Here is an 18,969-nt window from a genome sequence, read left to right on the forward strand (position 1 = left end):
AATCTGGTTCCCTCCCTGTATGGGATCGAACGGAACCCGCGGCCGCGACACCCGCTCGGCGGCCACCCGCGAGCGCCTGCTCGCCGCGGCCGAGGACCTGCTGCTCACGCAGCCGTCGGCGGAGGTGTCGGTGCGGGCGGTGTGCACCGCGGCCGAGGCGAATCCGGCGGCGGTGCACTACCACTTCGGCAGCAAGGAGGCCCTGGTCGCGGCCCTGCTCGAGGATCGTCTCGCGCCGCTGTGGGCCGAGCGGCTCGGCGCCGCCGCCCATCGCGACGCCGAGCCCGCCGAGGTGGTCGACGCGGTCATCGAACCGCTGACCGAGCTGGCGGCCGACCCGCGCGGGCGGCTCTACCTGCGGCTGCTCGCGGAGCTGGTGCTCGGCGGCGACGAGGTCGTCTGGCGTGGTGACTGGTTCCGGCTCGAGCCGTGGCTGCGGTTCCTGCCCGAGCTGGAACCGGCCGAGGCGGGGCGGCGCTGGATGCTCGCCTTCGAGATCCTGCTCCTGCGGTTCGGGGCGGGCCGCGCGCCGTCGGCGGCCACCGTGGCGACCCTGCGCGACTTCGTTCTGGCCGGACTCACTGGAGAGAGTGCACGATGACCGATATCTTCTCGCCCGCCCGCCTGGGCCCGATCACCCTGCGCAACAGGCTGATCAAGGCCGCGACCTTCGAGGGCCGCACCCCCGACGCGCTGGTCACCGACGAGCTGATCGAGTTCCACCGCGCCATGGCCGCGGGCGGCGTCGGCATGTCGACGGTCGCCTACTGCGCGGTCGCGCCCGGCGGCCGCACCGACCGGCACCAGATCTGGATGCGCCCGGAGGCCGTGCCGGGCCTGCGCAGGCTCACCGACGCCGTGCACGCCGAGGGCGCCGCGGTCTCGGCCCAGATCGGCCACGCGGGCCCGGTCGCCAACGCGGCCTCCAACCGCGAGCCCGCGCTCTCGCCGAGCCGGCTGTTCTCGCCGCTCGGCATGCGGATGACACGCAAGCCGGACGCCGCCGACATCGCCGGGCTGGTCGCCGCGCACGCGCGCGCCGCCCGGCACGCCGAGGAGGCCGGATTCGACGCCGTGGAAATCCATTTCGGGCACAACTACCTGGTCAGCGCCTTCCTGAGCCCGCTGCTCAACCGCCGCCGCGACGGCTACGGCGGCTCGCTCGCCAACCGGGCGCGCCTGGCCAGGGAGATCGCCGAGGCGGTGGCCGAGGCGGTGGGCGGCAGGCTGGCCGTCCTGGCCAAGCTCAACATGGACGACGGCGTCGCCGGGGGCCTGCGCCCGGCGGAATCGGTGCAGGTCGCCCGGTGGCTCGAGGCCGACGGCACCCTCGACGCCCTCGAACTCACCGCGGGCAGTTCCCTGCTCAACCCGATGCTCTACTTCCACGGCGACGCGCCGCGCCGGTCGTTCGCGCGGATGTTCCCGCAGCCGATGCGCGCGGGCATGCGTGTCGCCGGGCCGGTGTTCCTGCGCGAATATCCGTACCGTCCCGGCTATCTGCTCGAGCGGGCCCGGCAGTTCCGCGCCGCGCTGCGCATGCCGCTGGTGCTGCTCGGCGGCATCACCGACCACGCGGGCCTGGCGCTGGCCCGGTCCGAGGGCTTCGAATTCGCCGCGATGGGACGGGCGCTGCTGTGCGAACCGGATCTGCCGAACCGGATCCGGGCCGAGGTCGGCACCACCTCGGTGTGCACCCACTGCAACGAGTGCATGCCGACCATCTACACCGGCACGCGCTGCGTGCTGCCGATCGCGGGCGGGGTGCGCCCGTGAGGATCGCGGTCACCGGCGGCACCGGGTACCTCGGCGCGCCCACCGTCGCCCGGCTGCTCGCCGACGGGCACGAGATCGCCCTGCTCGTCCACCCGGCCGAGTCCCTGCAGCGGTGGTGGCCCGACTTCGCGGCGCACCGCGAGCGGATCACCGTGGTGCGCGGCGACGTGTGCGACAGCGCCACGATCACCGCGCTGCTCGACGGCTGCTCGGCGGTGCTGCACGCGGCGGGCATCGTCGCCACCGACGACAAGCGCGAAGCGCTCATGTGGCAGGTCAACGTCGACGCCACCGCCGAGATCCTCGCCAGGGCGGCGCTGGCCGGGCTCGACCCCATCGTGCACGTGGCCAGCTACAGCGCGCTGTTCCCGTGCCCCGACCCGGTCATGACCCCCGACAGCCCGACCGCGCCCGGGCGTAGCGCCTACGGGCGCACCAAGTCCGCGGCCGACCGGATGGCGCGCGCCCTCCAGCGGGCCGGGGCGCCGGTGGTGATCACCTACCCCTCCAGCGTGATCGGTCCCGGCCTGGCGGGCACGCGCGGCATCACCGAGCGCGGCTGGAACACCATGCTGCGCACCGGGTTCGCCCCGCGCCTGGACGGCGGCATGGCCATGATCGACGTCCGCGACGTGGCCGAGGTGCACGCCGCGGTCATGCGTCCCGGCCGGGGGCCGCGCCGCTATCTCTGCGGCGGCCACCAGGTCGGCTTCGACCGCGCGATCGACCTGCTCGCCGACGCGTCCGGCACGCGCATCCGCCGGATCCCGGTGCGCCCCTCGGTCTTCCGGGGGATGGGCCGCGCCGCCGACGCGGCGGGCCGCTGGTTCGACATCGACGCCGCCTTCGGCTACGAGGCGGCCTGGCTGCTCACCGCCGCGACCCCGACCGACGACTCGGCCACCCTCGCCGACTTCGGCCTGACCTGGCGGCCGACGGCGGATTCGGTGCGCGCGATGTTCGCCGCGCCCGCCGGTCAGGGCTGAGCCAGCAGCGCGCCGACCAGGCGCCGGATGCCCGGACGCGGGTCCGCGGTGCCGCCCGGGAGCAGGTGGACGACGAGCCCGTCGAGGTAGTCGACGAGGACGGGGGCGTCCTCGGCGGCGAGTCCCGCGGCGGTGGCCAGGTCGGTGGCGGCCGCGCGCAGGCGGTGGTGCCCGCGCAGGACCGCCTCGGCGACCGAGGGGGTCGCGCCGCCCTCGCTCAGCAGGGCGAGGCGGGCGCGGGTGCGGGCGCGGTCGGGCCCGACGGCGCGGGTGACGAACCAGGCCAGGGCGTCGACGAGGGCGGCGGGGTCGGTCGGTGCCCCGTCGCGGGCGGCCCAGTCGAGGCGGTCGCGTTCCTCGAGGCGCTCGGCGATGCCGAGCAGCAGGGCCTCGCGCGTCCGGAAGTAGTTCGACGACGAGCCCGCCGGGACGCCCGCGGCCTCGTCGACCGCACGGTGGGTCAGCGCGCGCGACCCGCGGGCGCCCAGCAGATCGATCGCCGCGTCCAGCACGGTCTCGCGTCGGGTACTCACGCCGCGATACTACAGCCGTAGTGACCTTCACTACAGCCGTAGTGTCTCGGCACTACGGCTGTAGTAGCGTCACGGCGACGGCGAGCGGAGGAGCGGACGGATGGCGACAGCGGTGGTGGTCGGCGGCGGCATCGGCGGCCTGGCGGCGGCGGTGGCACTGGGCAGGCGCGGCTGGGAGGTCCGCGTCCTCGAGCGGGCGCCCGCGCTCGGCGAGGTGGGCGCGGGGATCTCGCTGTGGTCCAACGCGGTACACGCCCTGGACGAACTCGGGATCGGCGACGCCGTGCGCGCCCGATCGCTGCGCGAGCTCTCGGCCGGGGTGCGCGCGCCGCGCGGCGGGTGGCTCACGCGTGCCGACGTCGCCGCGGTGCGCGAGCGGTTCGGGCTGCCGGTGATCCTGCACCGGGCCGACCTGCTCGACATCCTGCGCGGCGCGGTGCCCGACGGCGCGGTGCGGACCGGGGTGACCGTGCGCGCGGTGCGGCCGGACGGCACCGTGGAGCACGACGGGGGCACGGAGACGGCCGATCTCGTGGTGGGCGCCGACGGCATCCGCAGCCGCGTCCGCGAGGCGGTGTGCGGCCGGGTCGAGCCCCGCTACGCCGGGTACACGGCGTGGCGTGCGGTGGTCGACCCGCCCGTGCCGATCCGCGAATTCGGCGAGACGTGGGGGAGGGGCGCGCGGTTCGGCACGGCCCCGCTGGCCGACGGGCGCGTCTACTGCTTCGCGGTCTACGACGCCGCCGAGGGCAGCCGGGCCACGCCCGCCGAGGTGGCCGCGCGCTTCGCGGACTGGTACGAGCCGATTCCCGCGCTGCTGGCCGAGGCCGGGCGGACGACCTTCCTGCACAACGACATCTACGACCTGCCCCGCCTGCCGCGCTATGTCGCGGGACGCGTCGCCCTGCTCGGCGACGCCGCCCACGCCATGACGCCCGACCTCGGCCAGGGCGCCTGCCAGGCCCTCGAGGACGCGGTCGTCCTGGCACGACGGGCGGGGGAACCCGGCGGCCTCGCCGCCTACGACCGCGAGCGCAGGCCCCGCACCCAGCGGATCGCCGCGCGCTCCGCGCGCGTCGGCGCGGTCGCACAGTGGTCCAACCCCGCCCTGGTCGGCCTGCGGACCGCCCTGGCGCGCCTCACCCCGGCGTCGGCCCAGCTTCGCGCCCTGGCCCCGATCCTCGACTGGCGGTGACGGGCCCGCGCCCGTACAGCGCCGCCATGGCGGCGGCGGTGTCCGCCATCCGCGTCCGCAGTTCCGGCGGCCCGAGCACCTCGAGATGTTCGCCGAGCGGCAGCAGCGCGTGCGCGAGGATCTCCCAGGATTCGCCCGCCACCGTCACCTCCACCCGGCCCTCGGCGTCGGGCTCGCCGGCGCCGGCCAGGGCGTCGGCCACCGCCACCGGATCGTTCATGAGCCGCAGCAGGCCCAGGCGCGCGGCGGTGATCCGGCAGCGGGCCTCCACCCGCAGGATCGAGCGGGCGAACACCTCCGCCGAGCGTTCCCAGTGCGCCGCGAGGTCGAAACCCGCCGGGCGGGTGAAGGTCTCCCCGGTGGCGGTCGCGGTGCGGATCCGGCCGACCCGGTAGGAGCGGACGTCCTCGCCCGCGCGGGCGACGAGGTACCAGGTCCCCGCCTTGGCGACCAGGCCGATCGGGTCGAGCACCCGCTCCACGACCCGGTCGCCGCGCTGGTATCCCACCGCGACGCGGCGGTCGTGCCACAGCGCGTCGGCGAGGACGGCCAGTGCGGGCGTCTCCTCGGTGCGGTGGAACCAGCCCGGCATGTCGGTGTGCACCCGCTCGGCGATGCGGCTGGCGCGGCCGCGCAGTTCCGGCGGCAGCGCGGCCAGCAGCTTGAGCTGGGCCGTGGCCAGCACGGTGCCGAGCCCCAGATCGGCCGCCGCGCCGGGTGATCCGGCCAGCAGCACCGCGTCGGCCTCCTCGGAGGTCAGGCCGGTCAGGCGCGTGCGATAGCCGTCGACGAGCCGCACCCCGCCCGCGCGGCCGGGCTCGCTGTAGACCGGGACGCCCGCCGCCGACAGCGCTTCCACGTCGCGGTACACCGTCCGCACCGACACCTCCAGCTCCCGTGCCAGCTCCGGCGCCGTCACCCGGCCCCTGGTCTGGAGCAGGAGCAGCAGGTGTACCAGCCTGCTCGCTCGCATGCCGGGAAGACTAGCCGGGAAAACCTGACAGGCGATGACAAGGTTCGGCCGTACCGTCGCGGGTATGACCACCTGGAGCGAGTTCGCCGCCGAAGCACCCACCATCAGCGCGCTGTTCCTGCGCAGGCACGCCGCCACCGGCAACCTGTGCCTGCTCGGCACCGTCCGGGCCGACGGGTCGCCGCGGATCAGCCCGATCGAGCCGGTGATCTTCGAGGACATGCTGGTCCTGGCCGGCATGCCCGACACCCGCAAGTTCCACGACCTCGCCCGCGACCCGAGGTTCTGCCTGCACACCGCCACGGTGGACACGCAGGTCACCGACGGCGACGCGAAGCTGTTCGGCGCGGTCACCGACCTGCGTGACGAGCGGGTCCACGCGCGTTTCGCGCAGAAGCTGTTCGACGACAGCGGGATGGACCTGCGCGGGGAGACATTCGCCCACTTCTACGTCGCCGACCTCACCGGCGCCTCCACGGTCGAGGTCGTCGGCGACCACCTCGACATCACCGTGTGGAAGCCCGGGCGGGGGGAGACGGTGGTGCGCAAGCACTGAGAGACTTCTCCGCCCGCGGCCGGAGGACCGGCCGCGGGCGGAGCGGGTGGATGGGCGCGCTCAGCTCAGCGCGCGCGCCTTGAGCGCCGCGTACTCCTGCTCGGTGATGCTGCCGTCGGCCAGCAGCTTCTTGGCGTCGGCGATCTCCTGCGCGGGCGAGCGGCCCGCGGTCTCGCGGATGTACTCGTCGGCCTGCTGCTTGTCCTTGACCGCGCGGGCCCTGGCCCGTTCGGCCATGCCGCCACCCCGGGCGATCAGGTACACCAGTGCGGTCAGGAACGGGAAGATGATCAGGAAGACCACCCACACCGCCTTCACCCAGCCCTTGGTCTTGTGGTCCTGCCAGAACAGGTCGACAAGAATGGTGTAGAGGATCATCAGGTAGGCGACGAAGGCGAAGATGAGCAGTGTCGTCCACACGACGTCCCAGAACGAATCCCACATGACCTTGTGCTCCTCACTCGAGGCGGATGTGCCGGGAAACTCACGATAAGCACGCCTATGGGTGGTGGATCGACGACACGACGGGGCGCGCGCGAGTTATCCGCGCCGCACCTGACCCTGGCGAGTGTGTACCGACGCGAGCCCGCGCGGTATCCGCCGCCGCGCTCACGCTCATTGGTCGCGGCGTGCTCCGCGTCCCGGTCGAAGCGGCGGAGCGGTTCGGCGAGGCGAGCCGCCGACGCCGGGCGAACGAGCGGCCCCGACCCCGGCGCGGGAGGAATCAGTCGGGGGCGGGTGTGCCGGGCAGTTCGGCGTGGAAGTCGCGCAGCGCCGCGATGACCGCCAGCAGGACCCGGTGCGCGGCGGCCAGATCGGTGTCCGGCAGGTCGGCCATGGCCGCGCGGGTGCGGCTGCCGAGCGGGCCGAAGAAGCCGCCCGCGGCCCGGCTGCCGTGGTCGGTGTAGCGCAGGTGCGCGCGGCGGCGGTCGGTGGCGTCGGGGACGCGCGCCAGATATCCGGCCTCGATCATCCGCTCGACGAGGTAGGTGACCGCCGGGGCGGAGATGCCCATCAGCCTGCTCAGCCCGCCCGCGGTGAGCGGCGCGCCCTCGGCCTCGGCGGTGGCGATGTGGACCAGCGCGCGGAAGTCGTTGGGGCGCAGATCGTGCGACCGGGCGAACGCGTGCCCGATCTGCTCCGAGACCGCCGACAGCGCGCGCAGGTCGCGGGCGATACCCGTCTCGAGTGCCGCCCGGTCCGCCGTGCCCTCGTCCACCCGTGCCCTCCTGTCCGTCCGGGTCAGAGCCTAGCCCCAGGGCGAACCGGGGTTGCCTATTAGTTAAGTTTCTGAAATAGTTCGGGGCGTGACTCGGACTCGATGGGGCGCGGATGCGGCATGGGAACGCTTCGCGCGCGTGGTCAGCGGACGGCGATCGTGGGTGCTGCTGGTGGCGGTGGCGCTCGCCGCGTCGGCGATCATGGGCGTGGCGGGCGGCAACGACAGCGCGGGCCGGGCGCCCGACTCGCTGCCGGTCACCGCCGAATCCGCGCGCGCCGCGGCCGAACTCGGCACCTTCCCGGACGCCGGGACCGCGGTCGCCATCCTGGTCGTCAGCCGGGCCGACGGCGCCCCGCTGGCCGTCGACGACCGCGCCGCGGCCGCCGCGGCCCTGACTCGCGCGGGCGCGCCGCCCGACCTGACCGACGCCGCCGACGGCCGCGCCGCCCTCGGCCGGATCCCGCTGGCCGCCGACCTGGACGGGCTGGCCCTGACCGACCGCGTCGCCGAACTCCGCGCCGCCGTCGCGACCGGCGCGCCCGCCGGGCTGACCCTCCAGATCACCGGCGGGCCCGCCTTCGGCGCCGACATCGCCGACTCGTTCTCCGGGGCCGACACGCTGCTGCTGCTGGTGACCGCGCTGGTGGTGATGGTGCTGCTCATCGTCACCTATCGCTCGCCGGTGCTGTGGCTGGTGCCGCTGACCGTGGTCGCGCTCGCCGACCGCGTCGCCACCTCCGTCGGCACCCTGCTGTCCGGGCCGACCGGGCTGTCCTTCGACGGCTCGACCTCCGGGATCACCAGCGTCCTCGTCTTCGGCGCGGGCACCAACTACGCGCTGCTGCTGGTCTCGCGGTACCGCGACGAGCTGCACCGCCACGACGACCACCGCGACGCCCTGCGCGCGGCCGTGCGCCGGGCGGGCCCGGCGGTGCTGGCCAGCAACGTCACCGTGGTGCTCGCCCTGCTGACGCTGCTGCTCGGCACCCTGCCCAACACCCGGGCCCTCGGCGCCTTCGCCGCGGCCGGGCTGCTGGTCGCCCTGGTCTTCGTCCTGGTCGCGCTGCCGCCCGCCCTCGCGCTGTGCGGCCGGAAGGTGTTCTGGCCCTTCGTGCCCCGCGCCGACGGCGTCGATCCCGCCGCGAGCGGCGCGTGGGCCACGGTGGCAGAACGGGTGGTGCGCCGCCCGCTGGTGGTGGCCGGGGCCGCCGTCGCGGTGCTGGCGGTCTTCGCGACCGGGCTGGCCACCACCGCGATCGGGCTCTCGCAGACCGAGCAGTTCCGGGTCCGCGCCGAATCCGTCGACGGCCTCGACACCCTGGCCGCCCACTTCCCCTCCGGCTCGTCCGATCCGGCCGAGGTGGTCGCGAACACCGCGGCGTCCGGCGCGGTGCGAGCCGCCCTGGAGACGGTCCCCGGCGTGGTGCGGGCCACGCCGACCGGCACCTCCCCGGCGGGGACGACCCGCTGGTCGGTGGTGCTCGCGGCCCCGCCCGCCTCGGCGGAGGCCTTCACCACGATCGGCGACATCCGGTCGGCGCTGGCCACGGTGCCCGGCGCGGACGCGCTCGTCGGCGGCTCCGACGCCGAGGCCCTCGACATCCGCGACGCCGCGCGCCGCGACCAGCTGCTGATCATCCCGCTGGTGCTGGCCGTCGTGCTGGTGGTCCTGCTGATCCTGTTGCGCGCGGTGCCCGCGGCGCTGCTGCTGGTCGGCGTCACCGTGCTCAGCGCGCTGGCGGCCCTCGGCGCGGGCAGCTGGATCAGCGCGCACGTCTTCGGGTTCCCGGCGCTGGACACGGGCGTGCCGCTCTACGGCTTCCTGTTCCTGGTCGCGCTGGGCGTCGACTACACCATCTTCCTGGTGACCCGCGCCCGCGAAGAGGCCGCCGCGCACGGCACCGTCCGCGGGATGGTCCGCGCCGTCGCCTCCACCGGCGCCGTCATCACCAGCGCGGGCGTCGTGCTGGCCGCGGTGTTCTGCGTGCTGGGCGTCCTGCCGCTGATCACCCTGACCCAGCTGGGCATCGTCGTCGGCGTCGGCATCCTGCTCGACACCTTCGTGGTGCGGACCCTGGTCGTGCCCGCCCTGTTCGCGCTCCTCGGCGACCGGGTGTGGTGGCCGGCACGGATCGGGGCCGACGCGCCGCCGGCTGGTTGAGTGGGGGGATGCGACCGATCTCCCTTCCCGCCCCGGCACTCCGGCGGGTGGCGCGCGTGCTCGCCGCGGGTGCCACCGCCGCGGGCGTCCTCGGTATCGCCCTGTACGTCAACCCCTTCCCATGGTTCCCGCTGGTCGCGGCGACCGTGGCCGTGCCGGTGCTCGTCCTCGGCGGCGCGGCGGGCGCGGTGCTGTTCGCCGCCTGCGGTCACCGCGTCGGCGCGGCGGTGGCGGCGGTGGTCGCCGTGGCCGGGATCGGTACGCAGGTCCCGCTGTACGTCGCGGACGCGGCGGCGGGCGACGGGGTGCGCGTGACGGTGATGCAGGCGAACCTCCTGTTCGACGGCGCGGACCCGGCGGCCGTGGTCCGCGAGGTCCGCGAGCGCGGGGTCGACCTGCTCACGGTGAACGAGCTGACCCGCGACATGGCCCGTGCCCTCACCGAGGCCGGCCTCGACCGCGCGCTGCCGCATCGCCACCTCTCGCCGGGTCGAACAGCCTCGGGCACCGGGATCTGGAGCGCGTATCCGCTCACCGGCCCGACCGAGTTCGACGGCTACGTGCTCAACCAGCTCGCCGCGACCGCGACCGTCCCGGGCCTCGGGCCGGTCTCGGTCTTCGCCCTGCATCCGGTGCCGCCGGTCTACGACACCGGCGTCTGGGCCGGGGAACTCGACCGGCTCGGCGCGCTGCTGGCCGCCGCGCCGCCCGATCGGCCCGCCGTCGTGGGCGGCGACTTCAACGCCACCCGCGATCACCGCGCCTTCCGCGCCCTGCTCGGCCCCGCCTTCCACGACGCCGCCGAGCAGGCGGGCGCGGGCTTCGCCCCGACCTACCCCACCGACAAGCCCTACCCGCCGCTCGCCGCCCTCGACCACATCCTGCTGACCCACGGGCGGGCCGACGCCGTGCGCACCGTGGCGCTGCCCGGCGCCGACCACCGCGCCCTGGTCGCCGAGCTGTGGCTGACCCCGCCGCGCGAGTGACCCGGCCCGCGCGGCACCCGTGAGCGCGGGGCCGGGCGTGTCAGCATCAGCGCATGGAACTGCTCGCCGGTGCCGACGCCGCCGCCGACACGGAACCGTCGGCCATCGTGTCGCTGTTCTGGATCGCGCTCGTCGCGGTGGCGGCGCCGCTGCTGGCCCGGGCGCTGCGCGGCTTCGTCCCGGACGTGGTGATCCTGCTGGTCGCCGGGATGGCGCTCGGCCCGCACGCGCTGGGCTGGGCGAACGCCGACGGCGGCGTCGACCTCATCGAGGAACTCGGCCTCGGCATGCTGTTCCTGCTCGCGGGCTACGAACTCGACCCGGCGCTGCTGCGCGGCCGCTCCGGGCGGGTCGCGTCGGCGGTGTGGCTGGCCGGGCTGGTCTTCGCCTTCGCGCTGGTCACGCTGGTCGGTCCGGGCGAATCGATCACCGGGCACGTCGCCGTGGCCATCGCGATGACCTCGACCGCCCTCGGCACCCTGCTGCCCATCGTCAAACAGGCCGGGCTCCTGGACACCCCGCTGGGCCGGGCGGTCCTCGCGCACGGCGCGGTCGGCGAGCTCGGGCCCATCGTGGCCATGTCGGTGCTGCTGAGCAGCCGCGACGTCGGCGCGGCGGTGATCGTGCTCGTGCTGTTCGTGGTGGCCGCCCTGCTGGTCGGCCTCGTCCCGCTGCGCCTGTTCGGCCGCGTCCCCGATCTGGGCGCCGCCCTGGCCCGCATGGACGGCGGCACCTCGCAGCTGCCGGTGCGCGGCGCGATCCTGCTGCTGCTGGTGCTGATGGTGGTGGCCGAGCGCTTCGACCTGGACGTGGTGCTGGGCGCCTTCGCGGCGGGCATGGTGCTGCGTCGGCTCATCGCCGCCGGGCACCCGCGGGTCGACGAGCAGCTGGAGACCATCGGCTACGGGTTGCTCATCCCGGTGTTCTTCGTGGTCTCGGGCATGGGGATCGACCCGGCGGCGGTCGCGGCCGAGCCGGTGCTGTGGGTCTCGTTCGTGCTGGCGATCGCGGTGGCCCGCGGGTTGCCGGTCTGGTTGTCCGAGCGGTTCGTCCAGCACGGGCAGAACCTCGCGGCGCCGCGCGAGCGCGCGCAGCTGGCGCTGTATGCGGCGACCGGCCTGCCCATCATCGTCGCGGTCACCCAGGTGGCGGTCTCGACCGGCCTGATGTCCGGCGCGACGGCATCGGTGCTGGTGGCGGCCGGTGCGGCGACGGTTCTGGTGTTCCCCCTGTGCGCCCGGCTGCTGGGCGGGCCGCGCGGGGAGCGGGCCGGATCCGCGGGGTGACTATGAATGAGATTGCACAGTCGTGCATAATCATCACATGGTTGATGCGTCCGGGAAGTCTTCGGGATCCGCGCTGCGGGTGGCGGTGGCAGGTGCGAGCGGGTACGCCGGTGGTGAGGTGCTGCGCCTGCTGCTGGGCCATCCGGAATACCGAACCGGGCGCCTCGAGATCGGGGCGCTGACCGCCGGGTCCAACGCGGGCACCCCGCTGGGCGAACTCCAGCCGCACCTGCTGCCCCTGGCGGACCGGGTGCTGGCCCCGACCACGGTCGAGGAGCTGGCCGGGCACGACATCGTGTTCCTCGGCCTGCCGCACGGCCAGTCCGCGGCCATCGCCGCCGCGCTGCCCGAGTCCACGGTGATCATCGACTGCGGCGCCGACTACCGGCTGACCGACCCCGCCGCCTGGGAGAAGTACTACGGCACCCCGCACGCGGGCAGCTGGCCCTACGGCCTGCCCGAACTGCCCGGCGGGCGCGACCGGCTGACCGGCGCGCGGCGGATCGCCGTGCCCGGCTGCTACCCGACGGTGTCCAGCCTGGCGCTGGCCCCCGCGATCGCCGCGGGCATCGTCGAGCCCAGCGTGCAGGTCGTCGCGGTGAGCGGCACCTCCGGCGCGGGCCGCAAGCTCGACGTCGCCCTGCTCGGCTCCGAGACCATGGGCAACTCGCGCGCCTACGGCATCGCGGGCGCCCACCGGCACACCCCCGAGATCGCGCAGAACCTGAAAGCCGCGGGCGGCGTGGACGTCTCGGTGTCGTTCACCCCCGTGCTCGCCCCGATGCCGCGCGGCATCCTGGCCACCTGCACCGCCCCGGTGAAGGTCGACGCCGCCCAGGCCCGCGCGGTCTACGAGAAGGCCTACGCCGACGAGCCCTTCGTGCACCTGCTGCCCGAGGGCCAACTGCCGCAGACCGCTTCGGTACTCGGCTCCAACGCGGTCACCCTGCAGGTGGCCGTGGACGCCGACGCGGGCCTGCTGGTCGTGATCGGCGCGATCGACAACCTGACCAAGGGCACCGCGGGCGCCGCGGTGCAATCGATGAACCTGGCCGTCGGCTTCGACGAGACCGCCGGACTTTCCACCGTAGGAGTGGCCCCGTGACTTCCCCCCAGCTCCCCGCCGACGGCAAGCTCGTGCGCTCCCAGGGCGTGACCGCCCCGCTGGGCTTCCGCGCCGCGGGCATCGCCGCCGGGATCAAGGCCAGCGGCAAGCCCGACCTGGCGCTGGTCTTCAACGAGGGCCCGGAGTACGCCGCGGCGGGCGTGTTCACCAGCAACCAGGTCAAGGCCGCGCCGGTGCTGTGGTCGCAGCAGGTCCTGAAGACCGGCAGGCTGCGCGCGGTCGTCCTGAACTCCGGCGGCGCGAACGCCTGTACCGGTCCGGGCGGTTTCCAGGACACCCACGCCACCGCCGAGAAGCTGGCCGAGGCGCTGAGCAACTGGGGCACCGAGACCGGCGCGGGCGAGATCGCGGTCTGCTCCACGGGTCTCATCGGTGACCGGCTGCCCATGGACAAGCTGCTGCCGGGCATCACCGAGATCGTGCACGAGATGGCGGGCGGGCTGTCCGGCGGCGCGGACGCCGCGCACGCCATCATGACCACCGACACCGTGCCCAAGGAGGCGGCCTTCCACGCCGAGGGCAAGTGGAACGTCGGCGGCATGGCCAAGGGCGCGGGCATGCTCGCCCCGTCGCTGGCCACCATGCTCGTCGTGCTCACCACCGACGCCGTGGCCACCCCCGAACAGCTCGACGCCGCCCTGCGCAAGGCCACGAAGTACACCTTCGACCGCCTCGACGTCGACGGCTCCTGCTCCACCAACGACACCGTGCTGTTGCTGGCCAACGGCGCCAGCGAGGTCACCCCGACCCAGGACGAGCTCGAGGCCGCGGTCTTCGCGGTGTGCGACGACCTGGCCGCCCAGCTCATGGCCGACGCCGAGGGCGTCACCAAGCGGGTGGAGATCACCGTGACCGGCGCGGCCACCGAGGACGAGGCGCTCACCGTCGCCCGCGCGGTGGCCCGCGACAGCCTGGTCAAGACCGCGCTGTTCGGCTCCGATCCCAACTGGGGCCGCGTGCTCGCCGCGGTGGGCATCGCCCCGGTCACCCTTGACCCGAACCGGATCGCGGTGTCGTTCAACGGGAATCCGGTGTGTGTGGACAGTGTCGGGGCGCCGGGCGCGCGCGAGGTCGACCTGTCGGGGGAGGACATCGCCGTGCTCATCGAGCTCAACGTCGGTGACGGCGAGGCCATGGTGCGCACCACCGACCTCTCGCACGACTACGTCGAAGAGAACTCGGCCTACAGCTCATGAGCAGCGCCGTGCACAGCCTCAGCGCCCTGGACAAGGCCCACGTCCTCGCCGACGCCCTGCCCTGGCTGCAGAAGTTCCGCGACAAGGTCGTCGTCGTGAAGTACGGCGGCAACGCCATGATCGACGACGAGCTCAAGGCCGCCTTCGCCGCCGACATGGCCTTCCTGCGCACCGTCGGCGTGCACCCGGTCGTGGTGCACGGCGGCGGCCCGCAGATCAACGCCATGCTGAAGCGGCTCGGGATGGCGGGCGAGTTCCGCGGCGGTTTCCGCGTCACCACCCCCGAGGTGATGGACGTGGTCCGCATGGTGCTCTTCGGCCAGGTCGGCCGCGAACTCGTCGGCCTGATCAACGCCCACGGCCCGTACGCGGTCGGCATCTCCGGGGAGGACGCGCACCTGTTCACCGCGACCCGGCGCACCGTGACCGTCGACGGCGAGGCCACCGACATCGGCCTGGTCGGTGACGTCACCGAGGTGAATCCCGGTGCGGTACTCGACCTCATCGACGCGGGCCGCATCCCGGTGGTCTCGACCATCGCGCCCGACGCCGACGGCGTGGTGCACAACATCAACGCCGACACCGCCGCGGCCGCGCTGGCCGAGGGCATCGGCGCCGAGAAACTGGTCGTGCTCACCGACGTGGAGGGCCTGTACACGAACTGGCCGGACCGGTCCTCGCTGACCAGCGAGATCGACGCCGCCGCGCTGGCGGAGTTGCTGCCCGGTCTGGATGCGGGCATGGTGCCCAAGATGGAAGCCTGCTTACGCGCCGTGCAGGGCGGCGTGCCGAGCGCGCACGTGATCGACGGTCGCGTGCCGCATTCGGTACTGCTGGAACTGTTCACCGGCGAGGGAATCGGAACGATGGTGAAACCGTGAGTGAAGTAGAGAAGCTCCAGCAGCGGTGGTCCGCTGCGATGATGAACAACTACGGCACGCCGAAGGTGGCGCTGGCGCGCGGCGCGGGCGCGGTGCTCTACGACGCCGACGGCAAGCGGTACGTCGACTTCCTCGGCGGCATCGCGGTCAACAGCCTCGGCCACGCCCACCCGGCGATCCTGGAGGCGGTCACCCAGCAGCTGGGCACCCTCGGGCACACCTCGAACCTCTACCTCAGCGAGCCCGCCGTCGAGCTGGCCGAGAAGCTGCTCGCCCACTTCGGCGACGGCGAGGGCCGGGCGTTCTTCTGCAACTCCGGCACCGAGGCGAACGAGGCCGCGTTCAAGATCGCCCGGCTCACCGGCCGCACCAAGATCGTCGCCGCCGAGGAGGCGTTCCACGGCCGGACCATGGGCGCGCTCGCCCTCACCGGCCAGGCCGCCAAGCGGGCGCCGTTCGAGCCGATGCCGCCCGGCGTCGTGCACGTCCCCTACGGCGACGCCGCCGCCCTGGCCGCCGCGGTCGACACCGACACCGCCGCGGTGTTCCTCGAACCGATCATGGGCGAGAGCGGCGTCGTCGTCCCGCCGTTCGACTACCTGGCCAAGGCCCGCGACATCACCACCAAGGCGGGCGCCCTGCTGATCCTGGACGAGGTGCAGACCGGCATCGGCCGCACCGGCACCTTCTACGCCCACCAGGCCGCGGGCATCGTCCCCGACGCCATCACCCTGGCCAAGGGCCTCGGCGGCGGCCTGCCGATCGGCGCCGTGCTGGCCCAGGGCCGCGCCGCCGACCTGCTCACCCCCGGCCTGCACGGCACCACCTTCGGCGGCAACCCGGTCTGCGCGGCCGCGGCGCTGGCCGTGCTGCGCACCATCGACAGCGAGAACCTGCTCCCGCACGTCGAATGGGTGGGCAAGAAGCTCAGCGACGGCATCGCCCTGCTCGAGCACCCCGAGATCGACCACGTGCGGGGCGCGGGCCTGCTCATCGGCATCGTGCTGCGCAACCCCATCGCCGCCCAGGTCGACGAACGGGCCAGGGCGGCGGGCTATCTGGTGAACCCGGCCAAGCCGGACGTCATCCGGCTCGCGCCGCCGCTCATCCTCACCGAGACCCAGGCCGACAACTTCGTCGCCGACCTGCCCGGCATCCTCGACGCGGCGGCCGCCGACGCGAAGGGAGCCGAGAAGTGACCGAGCTGCGCCACTTCCTGCGCGACGACGACATCACCCAGGCCGAGCAGGCCGAGATCCTCGCCCTCGCCGCGGAACTGAAGGCCGCGCCGTTCGCGCACCGCCCGCTGGAGGGGCCGCGCGGGGTCGGGGTGATCTTCGAGAAGAACTCCACCCGCACCCGGTTCTCCTTCGAGCTCGGCATCGCCCAGCTCGGCGGGCACGCGGTCGTCGTCGACGGCCGCGACACCCAGCTGGGCCGCGAGGAGACCCTCGGCGACACCGGCCGCGTGCTCTCGCGCTACGTCGACGCCGTCGTGTGGCGCACCTTCGAGCAGAGCCGCCTCGACGAGATGGCCGCCACCGCGACGGTTCCCGTGGTCAACGCGCTGTCCAACGAGTTCCACCCCTGCCAGGTGCTCGCCGACCTGCAGACCATCGCCGAACGCAAGGGCCGCCTGGCCGGGCTGAACCTGACCTACTTCGCCGACGGCGCCAACAACATGGCGCACTCGCTGCTGCTGGGCGGCGTCACCGCCGGGATCAACGTGACCATCGCGGCCCCGGCCGGTTTCGAGCCGCTGCCGTGGATCCTCGAGGCGGCGGGCAAGCGGGCGGCGGAGACCGGTGCCAAGATCGCGGTCACCGACGATCCCGTCGCCGGCGCCACCGGCGCGGACGTGCTGGTGACCGATACGTGGACCTCCATGGGCCAGGAGAACGACGGCCTGGACCGCGTCGCCCCGTTCGTGCCGTTCCGGGTCGACGCCGAGCTGCTCGCGCACGCCGACCCGGAGGCCATCGTGCTGCACTGCCTGCCCGCCCATCGCGGCGAGGAGATCACCGACGAGGTGCTCGACGGCCCGCACAGCGTGGTCTGGGACGAGGCCGAGAACCGCCTGCACGCCCAGAAGGCGCTGCTGGTGTGGCTGCTGGCGAAGCGGGCCGCTGCGTGATTCCCCGACGACCGGCCGGCGCGGGGCGGCGATCATGAGTGAACCCGCCAAGGGCTCGCCCGCCATCGCCCGCACCCGCGCCGGCCGCCAGTCCCGCATCGTCGAGCTGCTCTCGGCGCACCCGGTCCGCAGCCAGACCGAACTGGCCGCGCTGCTGGCCGCCGAGGGCATCGAGACCACCCAGGCCACCCTCTCCCGTGACCTGGACGAACTCGGCGCCGTGAAGCTGCGCGCCGCCGACGGCGGCGCCGGGGTCTACGTCGTCCCCGAGGACGGCAGCCCGGTCCGCGGTGTCACCGGCGGTACCGGCCGGCTGTCCAAGCTGCTCGGCGACCTGCTCGTGTCCACCGACGCGTCCGGCAACATCGCCGTCCTGCGCACGCCGCCGGGCGCCGCGCACTTCCTCGCCAGCGCCCTCGACCGCGCCGCACTGCCGTACGTGGTCGGCACGATCGCCGGCGACGACACCATCGCCGTCATCGCACGGGAGCCGCTGACCGGCGCCGAACTCGCCGCCCGCATCGAAGAACTCGCCTGATCGGATCCGTGGGTTCATTCCGGGTGACAACATCTCGGCGGCAAAATTCGTCGGAAACGAGAATTGTTGTCGCCGAACACGATTCTCGCCCGGTCGCGGTTCTCTTCGGCCCGTCGCGCCGGTAGCGTCGACATTCTGCTGTCAACGGGGACGTGTGAGGGAATCGCTGTGCGAATGGAATGGCCGCTGCCGGGACTGTCGAACGGGCCGGTGCCCGAGGTGCGGGGGACCGCCGCGCCGCACTACCGGGAACTGATCGACCGGTTCGCGCGTCTGTTCGCGGGGGGACGCGGTGGCGGGGCCCTGTCGGTCTACCACCACGGGCGCCCCGTGGTCGACGTCTGGTGCGGCTGGGCGGACGCGGCGGGGACCGTGCCGTGGCGGGAGAATCACGCGGCGCTGTCGTATTCGACCTCCAAGGGCATCACCTCGACCGTGCTGCACGTGCTCGCCGGGCGGGGATTGATCGATTACGCCGCTCCCGTCGCCGATTACTGGCCGGAATTCGGGGCGAACGGGAAATCGACCATCACCGTGGCCGAGGCGCTGAGCCACCGCGCCGGCCTGTCGCGGATCGGCGAATTCGCCCGCAGCGTGGACGACCTCGCCGATCACCGGCTCCTCGAGGACCGGCTCGCCGCCGCCGCGCCCGACCGGTTCCGCGGGATCCCCGCCTACCACGCGATCTCCTTCGGCACCCTGATCGGCGGGATCGCGCGCGGGGTGACCGGGCGGGGGATGGCCGAGCTGTACCGCACCGAGCTCGCCGAACCGCTCGGCATCGGCGACGGGCTCGGGCTCGGCGCGCCCGCCCCCGGAGCGGGCGTGGCGCTGGCCGAGTCCTTCGGCTCGGCGACTCCCTTCGGTATCCCCTCGGCCGACACCGTCTTCCGGCTCGGCGCGCGCACCCCGATCCCCGGCGCCGGCTTCCTGCGCGCGATCTACACCGACGGCATCGAACGCCTCTCCCACGGTCCCGACCCGGCCATCCTGCGCGGCGAGCTGCCCGGCGCCAACGGCGTGTTCACCGCCCGCGCCGTCGGCGCGGTCTTCGCCGCCATCGCCTCGGAGTCGCCGTTGCTGTCGCGCCCCCGGGTCCGCGCCATGAGCCGGGTCCAGACCTGGCTGCCCGACCGCAACATGCTGCTGCCCATGGGCTGGCGCCTGGGCTATCACTCCTTCCCGGTGCCGGGCGCGCCGAACAGCTTCGGCCACATCGGTTTCGTCGGTTCCGGCGGTTGGGCCGACCCCGATTCCGGGCTGGCGGTCGGCTTCGTCCACAACTGGGCGCCCGAGGTCGCCCGGCTGCCGCGCGATCAGTTCGTCCTGTTCGGGCTCCTGCCGGCGGCGGTCCGCGGGGCGGCGGCCGCGGGCGAGCCGAGGGACCTGCCCAAGGCGGGCTGACCGGAGGACCCATTCG

At 74.0% G+C, this 18,969-nt stretch carries 19 protein-coding genes; 15 read left to right on the top strand and 4 right to left on the bottom strand.

Translation table 11 applies throughout. The annotated features are described in order from the left end of the window. Positions 1-19 precede the first annotated feature (19 nt). Genes ON36_RS09795 through ON36_RS09805 form a run of 3 tightly spaced genes read left to right on the top strand, consistent with a single transcriptional unit; the run spans position 20 to position 2,762 of the window. Positions 20-601: a TetR family transcriptional regulator gene (locus ON36_RS09795; RefSeq protein WP_043650635.1), complete on the top strand. Its 582-nt coding sequence runs from the start codon at positions 20-22 to the stop codon at positions 599-601. Continuing rightward, entirely contained in the window at positions 598-1,776 is a 1,179-nt protein-coding gene (locus ON36_RS09800) for an NADH:flavin oxidoreductase (protein WP_043650637.1), read from the top strand. Before ON36_RS09795 ends, ON36_RS09800 begins: the two co-directional genes overlap by 4 nt. Continuing rightward, complete coding sequence (locus ON36_RS09805) at positions 1,773-2,762, top strand: NAD-dependent epimerase/dehydratase family protein (RefSeq protein WP_043650638.1); 990 nt, start codon at positions 1,773-1,775, stop codon at positions 2,760-2,762. Before ON36_RS09800 ends, ON36_RS09805 begins: the two co-directional genes overlap by 4 nt. On the opposite strand, the gene ON36_RS09810 is transcribed toward ON36_RS09805, so the two are convergent. Beyond that, positions 2,753-3,295 carry a TetR/AcrR family transcriptional regulator gene (locus tag ON36_RS09810; protein ID WP_043650639.1) on the bottom strand — a complete coding sequence of 181 codons (543 nt, stop codon included), beginning with the start codon at positions 3,293-3,295 and terminating at the stop codon, positions 2,753-2,755. The genes ON36_RS09805 and ON36_RS09810 overlap by 10 nt on opposite strands. A gap of 100 nt (positions 3,296-3,395) precedes the next feature. Here ON36_RS09810 and ON36_RS09815 point away from each other — a divergent pair, with 100 nt between their 5' ends. Continuing rightward, on the top strand, positions 3,396-4,490 hold the full coding sequence (locus ON36_RS09815) for an FAD-dependent monooxygenase (RefSeq protein ID WP_043650640.1): 1,095 nt from the start codon (positions 3,396-3,398) through the stop codon (positions 4,488-4,490). On the opposite strand, the gene ON36_RS09820 is transcribed toward ON36_RS09815, so the two are convergent. Beyond that, the gene (locus ON36_RS09820) at positions 4,435-5,463 is read right to left on the bottom strand and encodes a helix-turn-helix transcriptional regulator (RefSeq protein WP_052313820.1); all 1,029 of its coding nucleotides are present in this window, start codon (positions 5,461-5,463) and stop codon (positions 4,435-4,437) included. The two genes, ON36_RS09815 and ON36_RS09820, sit on opposite strands and share 56 nt — an antisense overlap. Before the next feature lie 64 nt (positions 5,464-5,527). On the opposite strand from ON36_RS09820, the gene ON36_RS09825 reads away from it, so the two are divergent. Continuing rightward, complete coding sequence (locus ON36_RS09825) at positions 5,528-6,019, top strand: pyridoxamine 5'-phosphate oxidase family protein (RefSeq protein WP_043650641.1); 492 nt, start codon at positions 5,528-5,530, stop codon at positions 6,017-6,019. A gap of 60 nt (positions 6,020-6,079) precedes the next feature. Here ON36_RS09825 and ON36_RS09830 read toward each other — a convergent pair whose 3' ends face one another. Then, positions 6,080-6,463: an SHOCT domain-containing protein gene (locus ON36_RS09830; protein WP_043650643.1), complete on the bottom strand. Its 384-nt coding sequence runs from the start codon at positions 6,461-6,463 to the stop codon at positions 6,080-6,082. 280 nt (positions 6,464-6,743) lie between these two features. Beyond that, positions 6,744-7,238: a MarR family winged helix-turn-helix transcriptional regulator gene (locus ON36_RS09835; protein ID WP_043650645.1), complete on the bottom strand. Its 495-nt coding sequence runs from the start codon at positions 7,236-7,238 to the stop codon at positions 6,744-6,746. Between the two features lie 88 nt (positions 7,239-7,326). Here ON36_RS09835 and ON36_RS09840 point away from each other — a divergent pair, with 88 nt between their 5' ends. The 10 genes from ON36_RS09840 (at position 7,327) to ON36_RS09885 (ending at position 18,953) form a co-directional block, all read left to right on the top strand. Next, positions 7,327-9,402 (top strand): MMPL family transporter, encoded by a 2,076-nt coding sequence (locus ON36_RS09840; RefSeq protein ID WP_245558025.1) that lies wholly within the window; start codon positions 7,327-7,329, stop codon positions 9,400-9,402. Positions 9,403-9,410: 8 nt separating this feature from the next. Next, positions 9,411-10,388, top strand: coding sequence for an endonuclease/exonuclease/phosphatase family protein (locus tag ON36_RS09845; RefSeq protein WP_043650647.1), 978 nt, complete (start codon positions 9,411-9,413; stop codon positions 10,386-10,388). A gap of 53 nt (positions 10,389-10,441) precedes the next feature. After that, positions 10,442-11,674: a cation:proton antiporter gene (locus ON36_RS09850; protein ID WP_043650648.1), complete on the top strand. Its 1,233-nt coding sequence runs from the start codon at positions 10,442-10,444 to the stop codon at positions 11,672-11,674. Between the two features lie 37 nt (positions 11,675-11,711). Further along, positions 11,712-12,779, top strand: a complete 1,068-nt coding sequence (argC, locus tag ON36_RS09855; protein WP_043650650.1) for an N-acetyl-gamma-glutamyl-phosphate reductase — start codon at positions 11,712-11,714, stop codon at positions 12,777-12,779. Further along, on the top strand, positions 12,776-13,996 hold the full coding sequence (argJ, locus tag ON36_RS09860) for a bifunctional glutamate N-acetyltransferase/amino-acid acetyltransferase ArgJ (RefSeq protein WP_043650652.1): 1,221 nt from the start codon (positions 12,776-12,778) through the stop codon (positions 13,994-13,996). Before argC ends, argJ begins: the two co-directional genes overlap by 4 nt. Further along, a complete protein-coding gene (gene argB / locus ON36_RS09865) occupies positions 13,993-14,877 on the top strand; it encodes an acetylglutamate kinase (protein ID WP_043650654.1) in 885 nt (294 codons plus the stop codon). Before argJ ends, argB begins: the two co-directional genes overlap by 4 nt. Further along, positions 14,874-16,076 (top strand): acetylornithine transaminase, encoded by a 1,203-nt coding sequence (locus ON36_RS09870; RefSeq protein WP_043650656.1) that lies wholly within the window; start codon positions 14,874-14,876, stop codon positions 16,074-16,076. Before argB ends, ON36_RS09870 begins: the two co-directional genes overlap by 4 nt. Further along, positions 16,073-17,011, top strand: a complete 939-nt coding sequence (gene argF / locus ON36_RS09875) for an ornithine carbamoyltransferase (RefSeq protein ID WP_043650658.1) — start codon at positions 16,073-16,075, stop codon at positions 17,009-17,011. Before ON36_RS09870 ends, argF begins: the two co-directional genes overlap by 4 nt. Positions 17,012-17,045: 34 nt before the next feature. Continuing rightward, complete coding sequence (locus ON36_RS09880) at positions 17,046-17,549, top strand: arginine repressor (RefSeq protein ID WP_043650659.1); 504 nt, start codon at positions 17,046-17,048, stop codon at positions 17,547-17,549. A gap of 174 nt (positions 17,550-17,723) precedes the next feature. Next, positions 17,724-18,953: a serine hydrolase domain-containing protein gene (locus ON36_RS09885; RefSeq protein ID WP_043650661.1), complete on the top strand. Its 1,230-nt coding sequence runs from the start codon at positions 17,724-17,726 to the stop codon at positions 18,951-18,953. Positions 18,954-18,969 lie beyond the last annotated feature (16 nt).

The sequence above is a fragment of the Nocardia thailandica NBRC 100428 genome, from assembly GCF_000308795.1.
Taxonomy (GTDB): Bacteria; Actinomycetota; Actinomycetes; order Mycobacteriales; family Mycobacteriaceae; genus Nocardia; species Nocardia thailandica.

Excerpts from the sequence above, each read along its gene's own strand:
- ON36_RS09795 (WP_043650635.1), top strand. The coding sequence starts at position 20 with ATGGGATCGAACGGAACCCGCGGCCGCGACACCCGCTCGGCGGCCACC.
- ON36_RS09800 (WP_043650637.1), top strand. The coding sequence starts at position 598 with ATGACCGATATCTTCTCGCCCGCCCGCCTGGGCCCGATCACCCTGCGC.
- ON36_RS09815 (WP_043650640.1), top strand. The coding sequence starts at position 3,396 with ATGGCGACAGCGGTGGTGGTCGGCGGCGGCATCGGCGGCCTGGCGGCG.
- ON36_RS09820 (WP_052313820.1), bottom strand. The coding sequence starts at position 5,463 with ATGCGAGCGAGCAGGCTGGTACACCTGCTGCTCCTGCTCCAGACCAGG.
- ON36_RS09825 (WP_043650641.1), top strand. The coding sequence starts at position 5,528 with ATGACCACCTGGAGCGAGTTCGCCGCCGAAGCACCCACCATCAGCGCG.
- ON36_RS09830 (WP_043650643.1), bottom strand. The coding sequence starts at position 6,463 with ATGTGGGATTCGTTCTGGGACGTCGTGTGGACGACACTGCTCATCTTC.
- ON36_RS09845 (WP_043650647.1), top strand. The coding sequence starts at position 9,411 with ATGCGACCGATCTCCCTTCCCGCCCCGGCACTCCGGCGGGTGGCGCGC.
- ON36_RS09850 (WP_043650648.1), top strand. The coding sequence starts at position 10,442 with ATGGAACTGCTCGCCGGTGCCGACGCCGCCGCCGACACGGAACCGTCG.
- argC (WP_043650650.1), top strand. The coding sequence starts at position 11,712 with ATGGTTGATGCGTCCGGGAAGTCTTCGGGATCCGCGCTGCGGGTGGCG.
- argB (WP_043650654.1), top strand. The coding sequence starts at position 13,993 with ATGAGCAGCGCCGTGCACAGCCTCAGCGCCCTGGACAAGGCCCACGTC.
- ON36_RS09880 (WP_043650659.1), top strand. The coding sequence starts at position 17,046 with ATGAGTGAACCCGCCAAGGGCTCGCCCGCCATCGCCCGCACCCGCGCC.
- ON36_RS09885 (WP_043650661.1), top strand. The coding sequence starts at position 17,724 with ATGGAATGGCCGCTGCCGGGACTGTCGAACGGGCCGGTGCCCGAGGTG.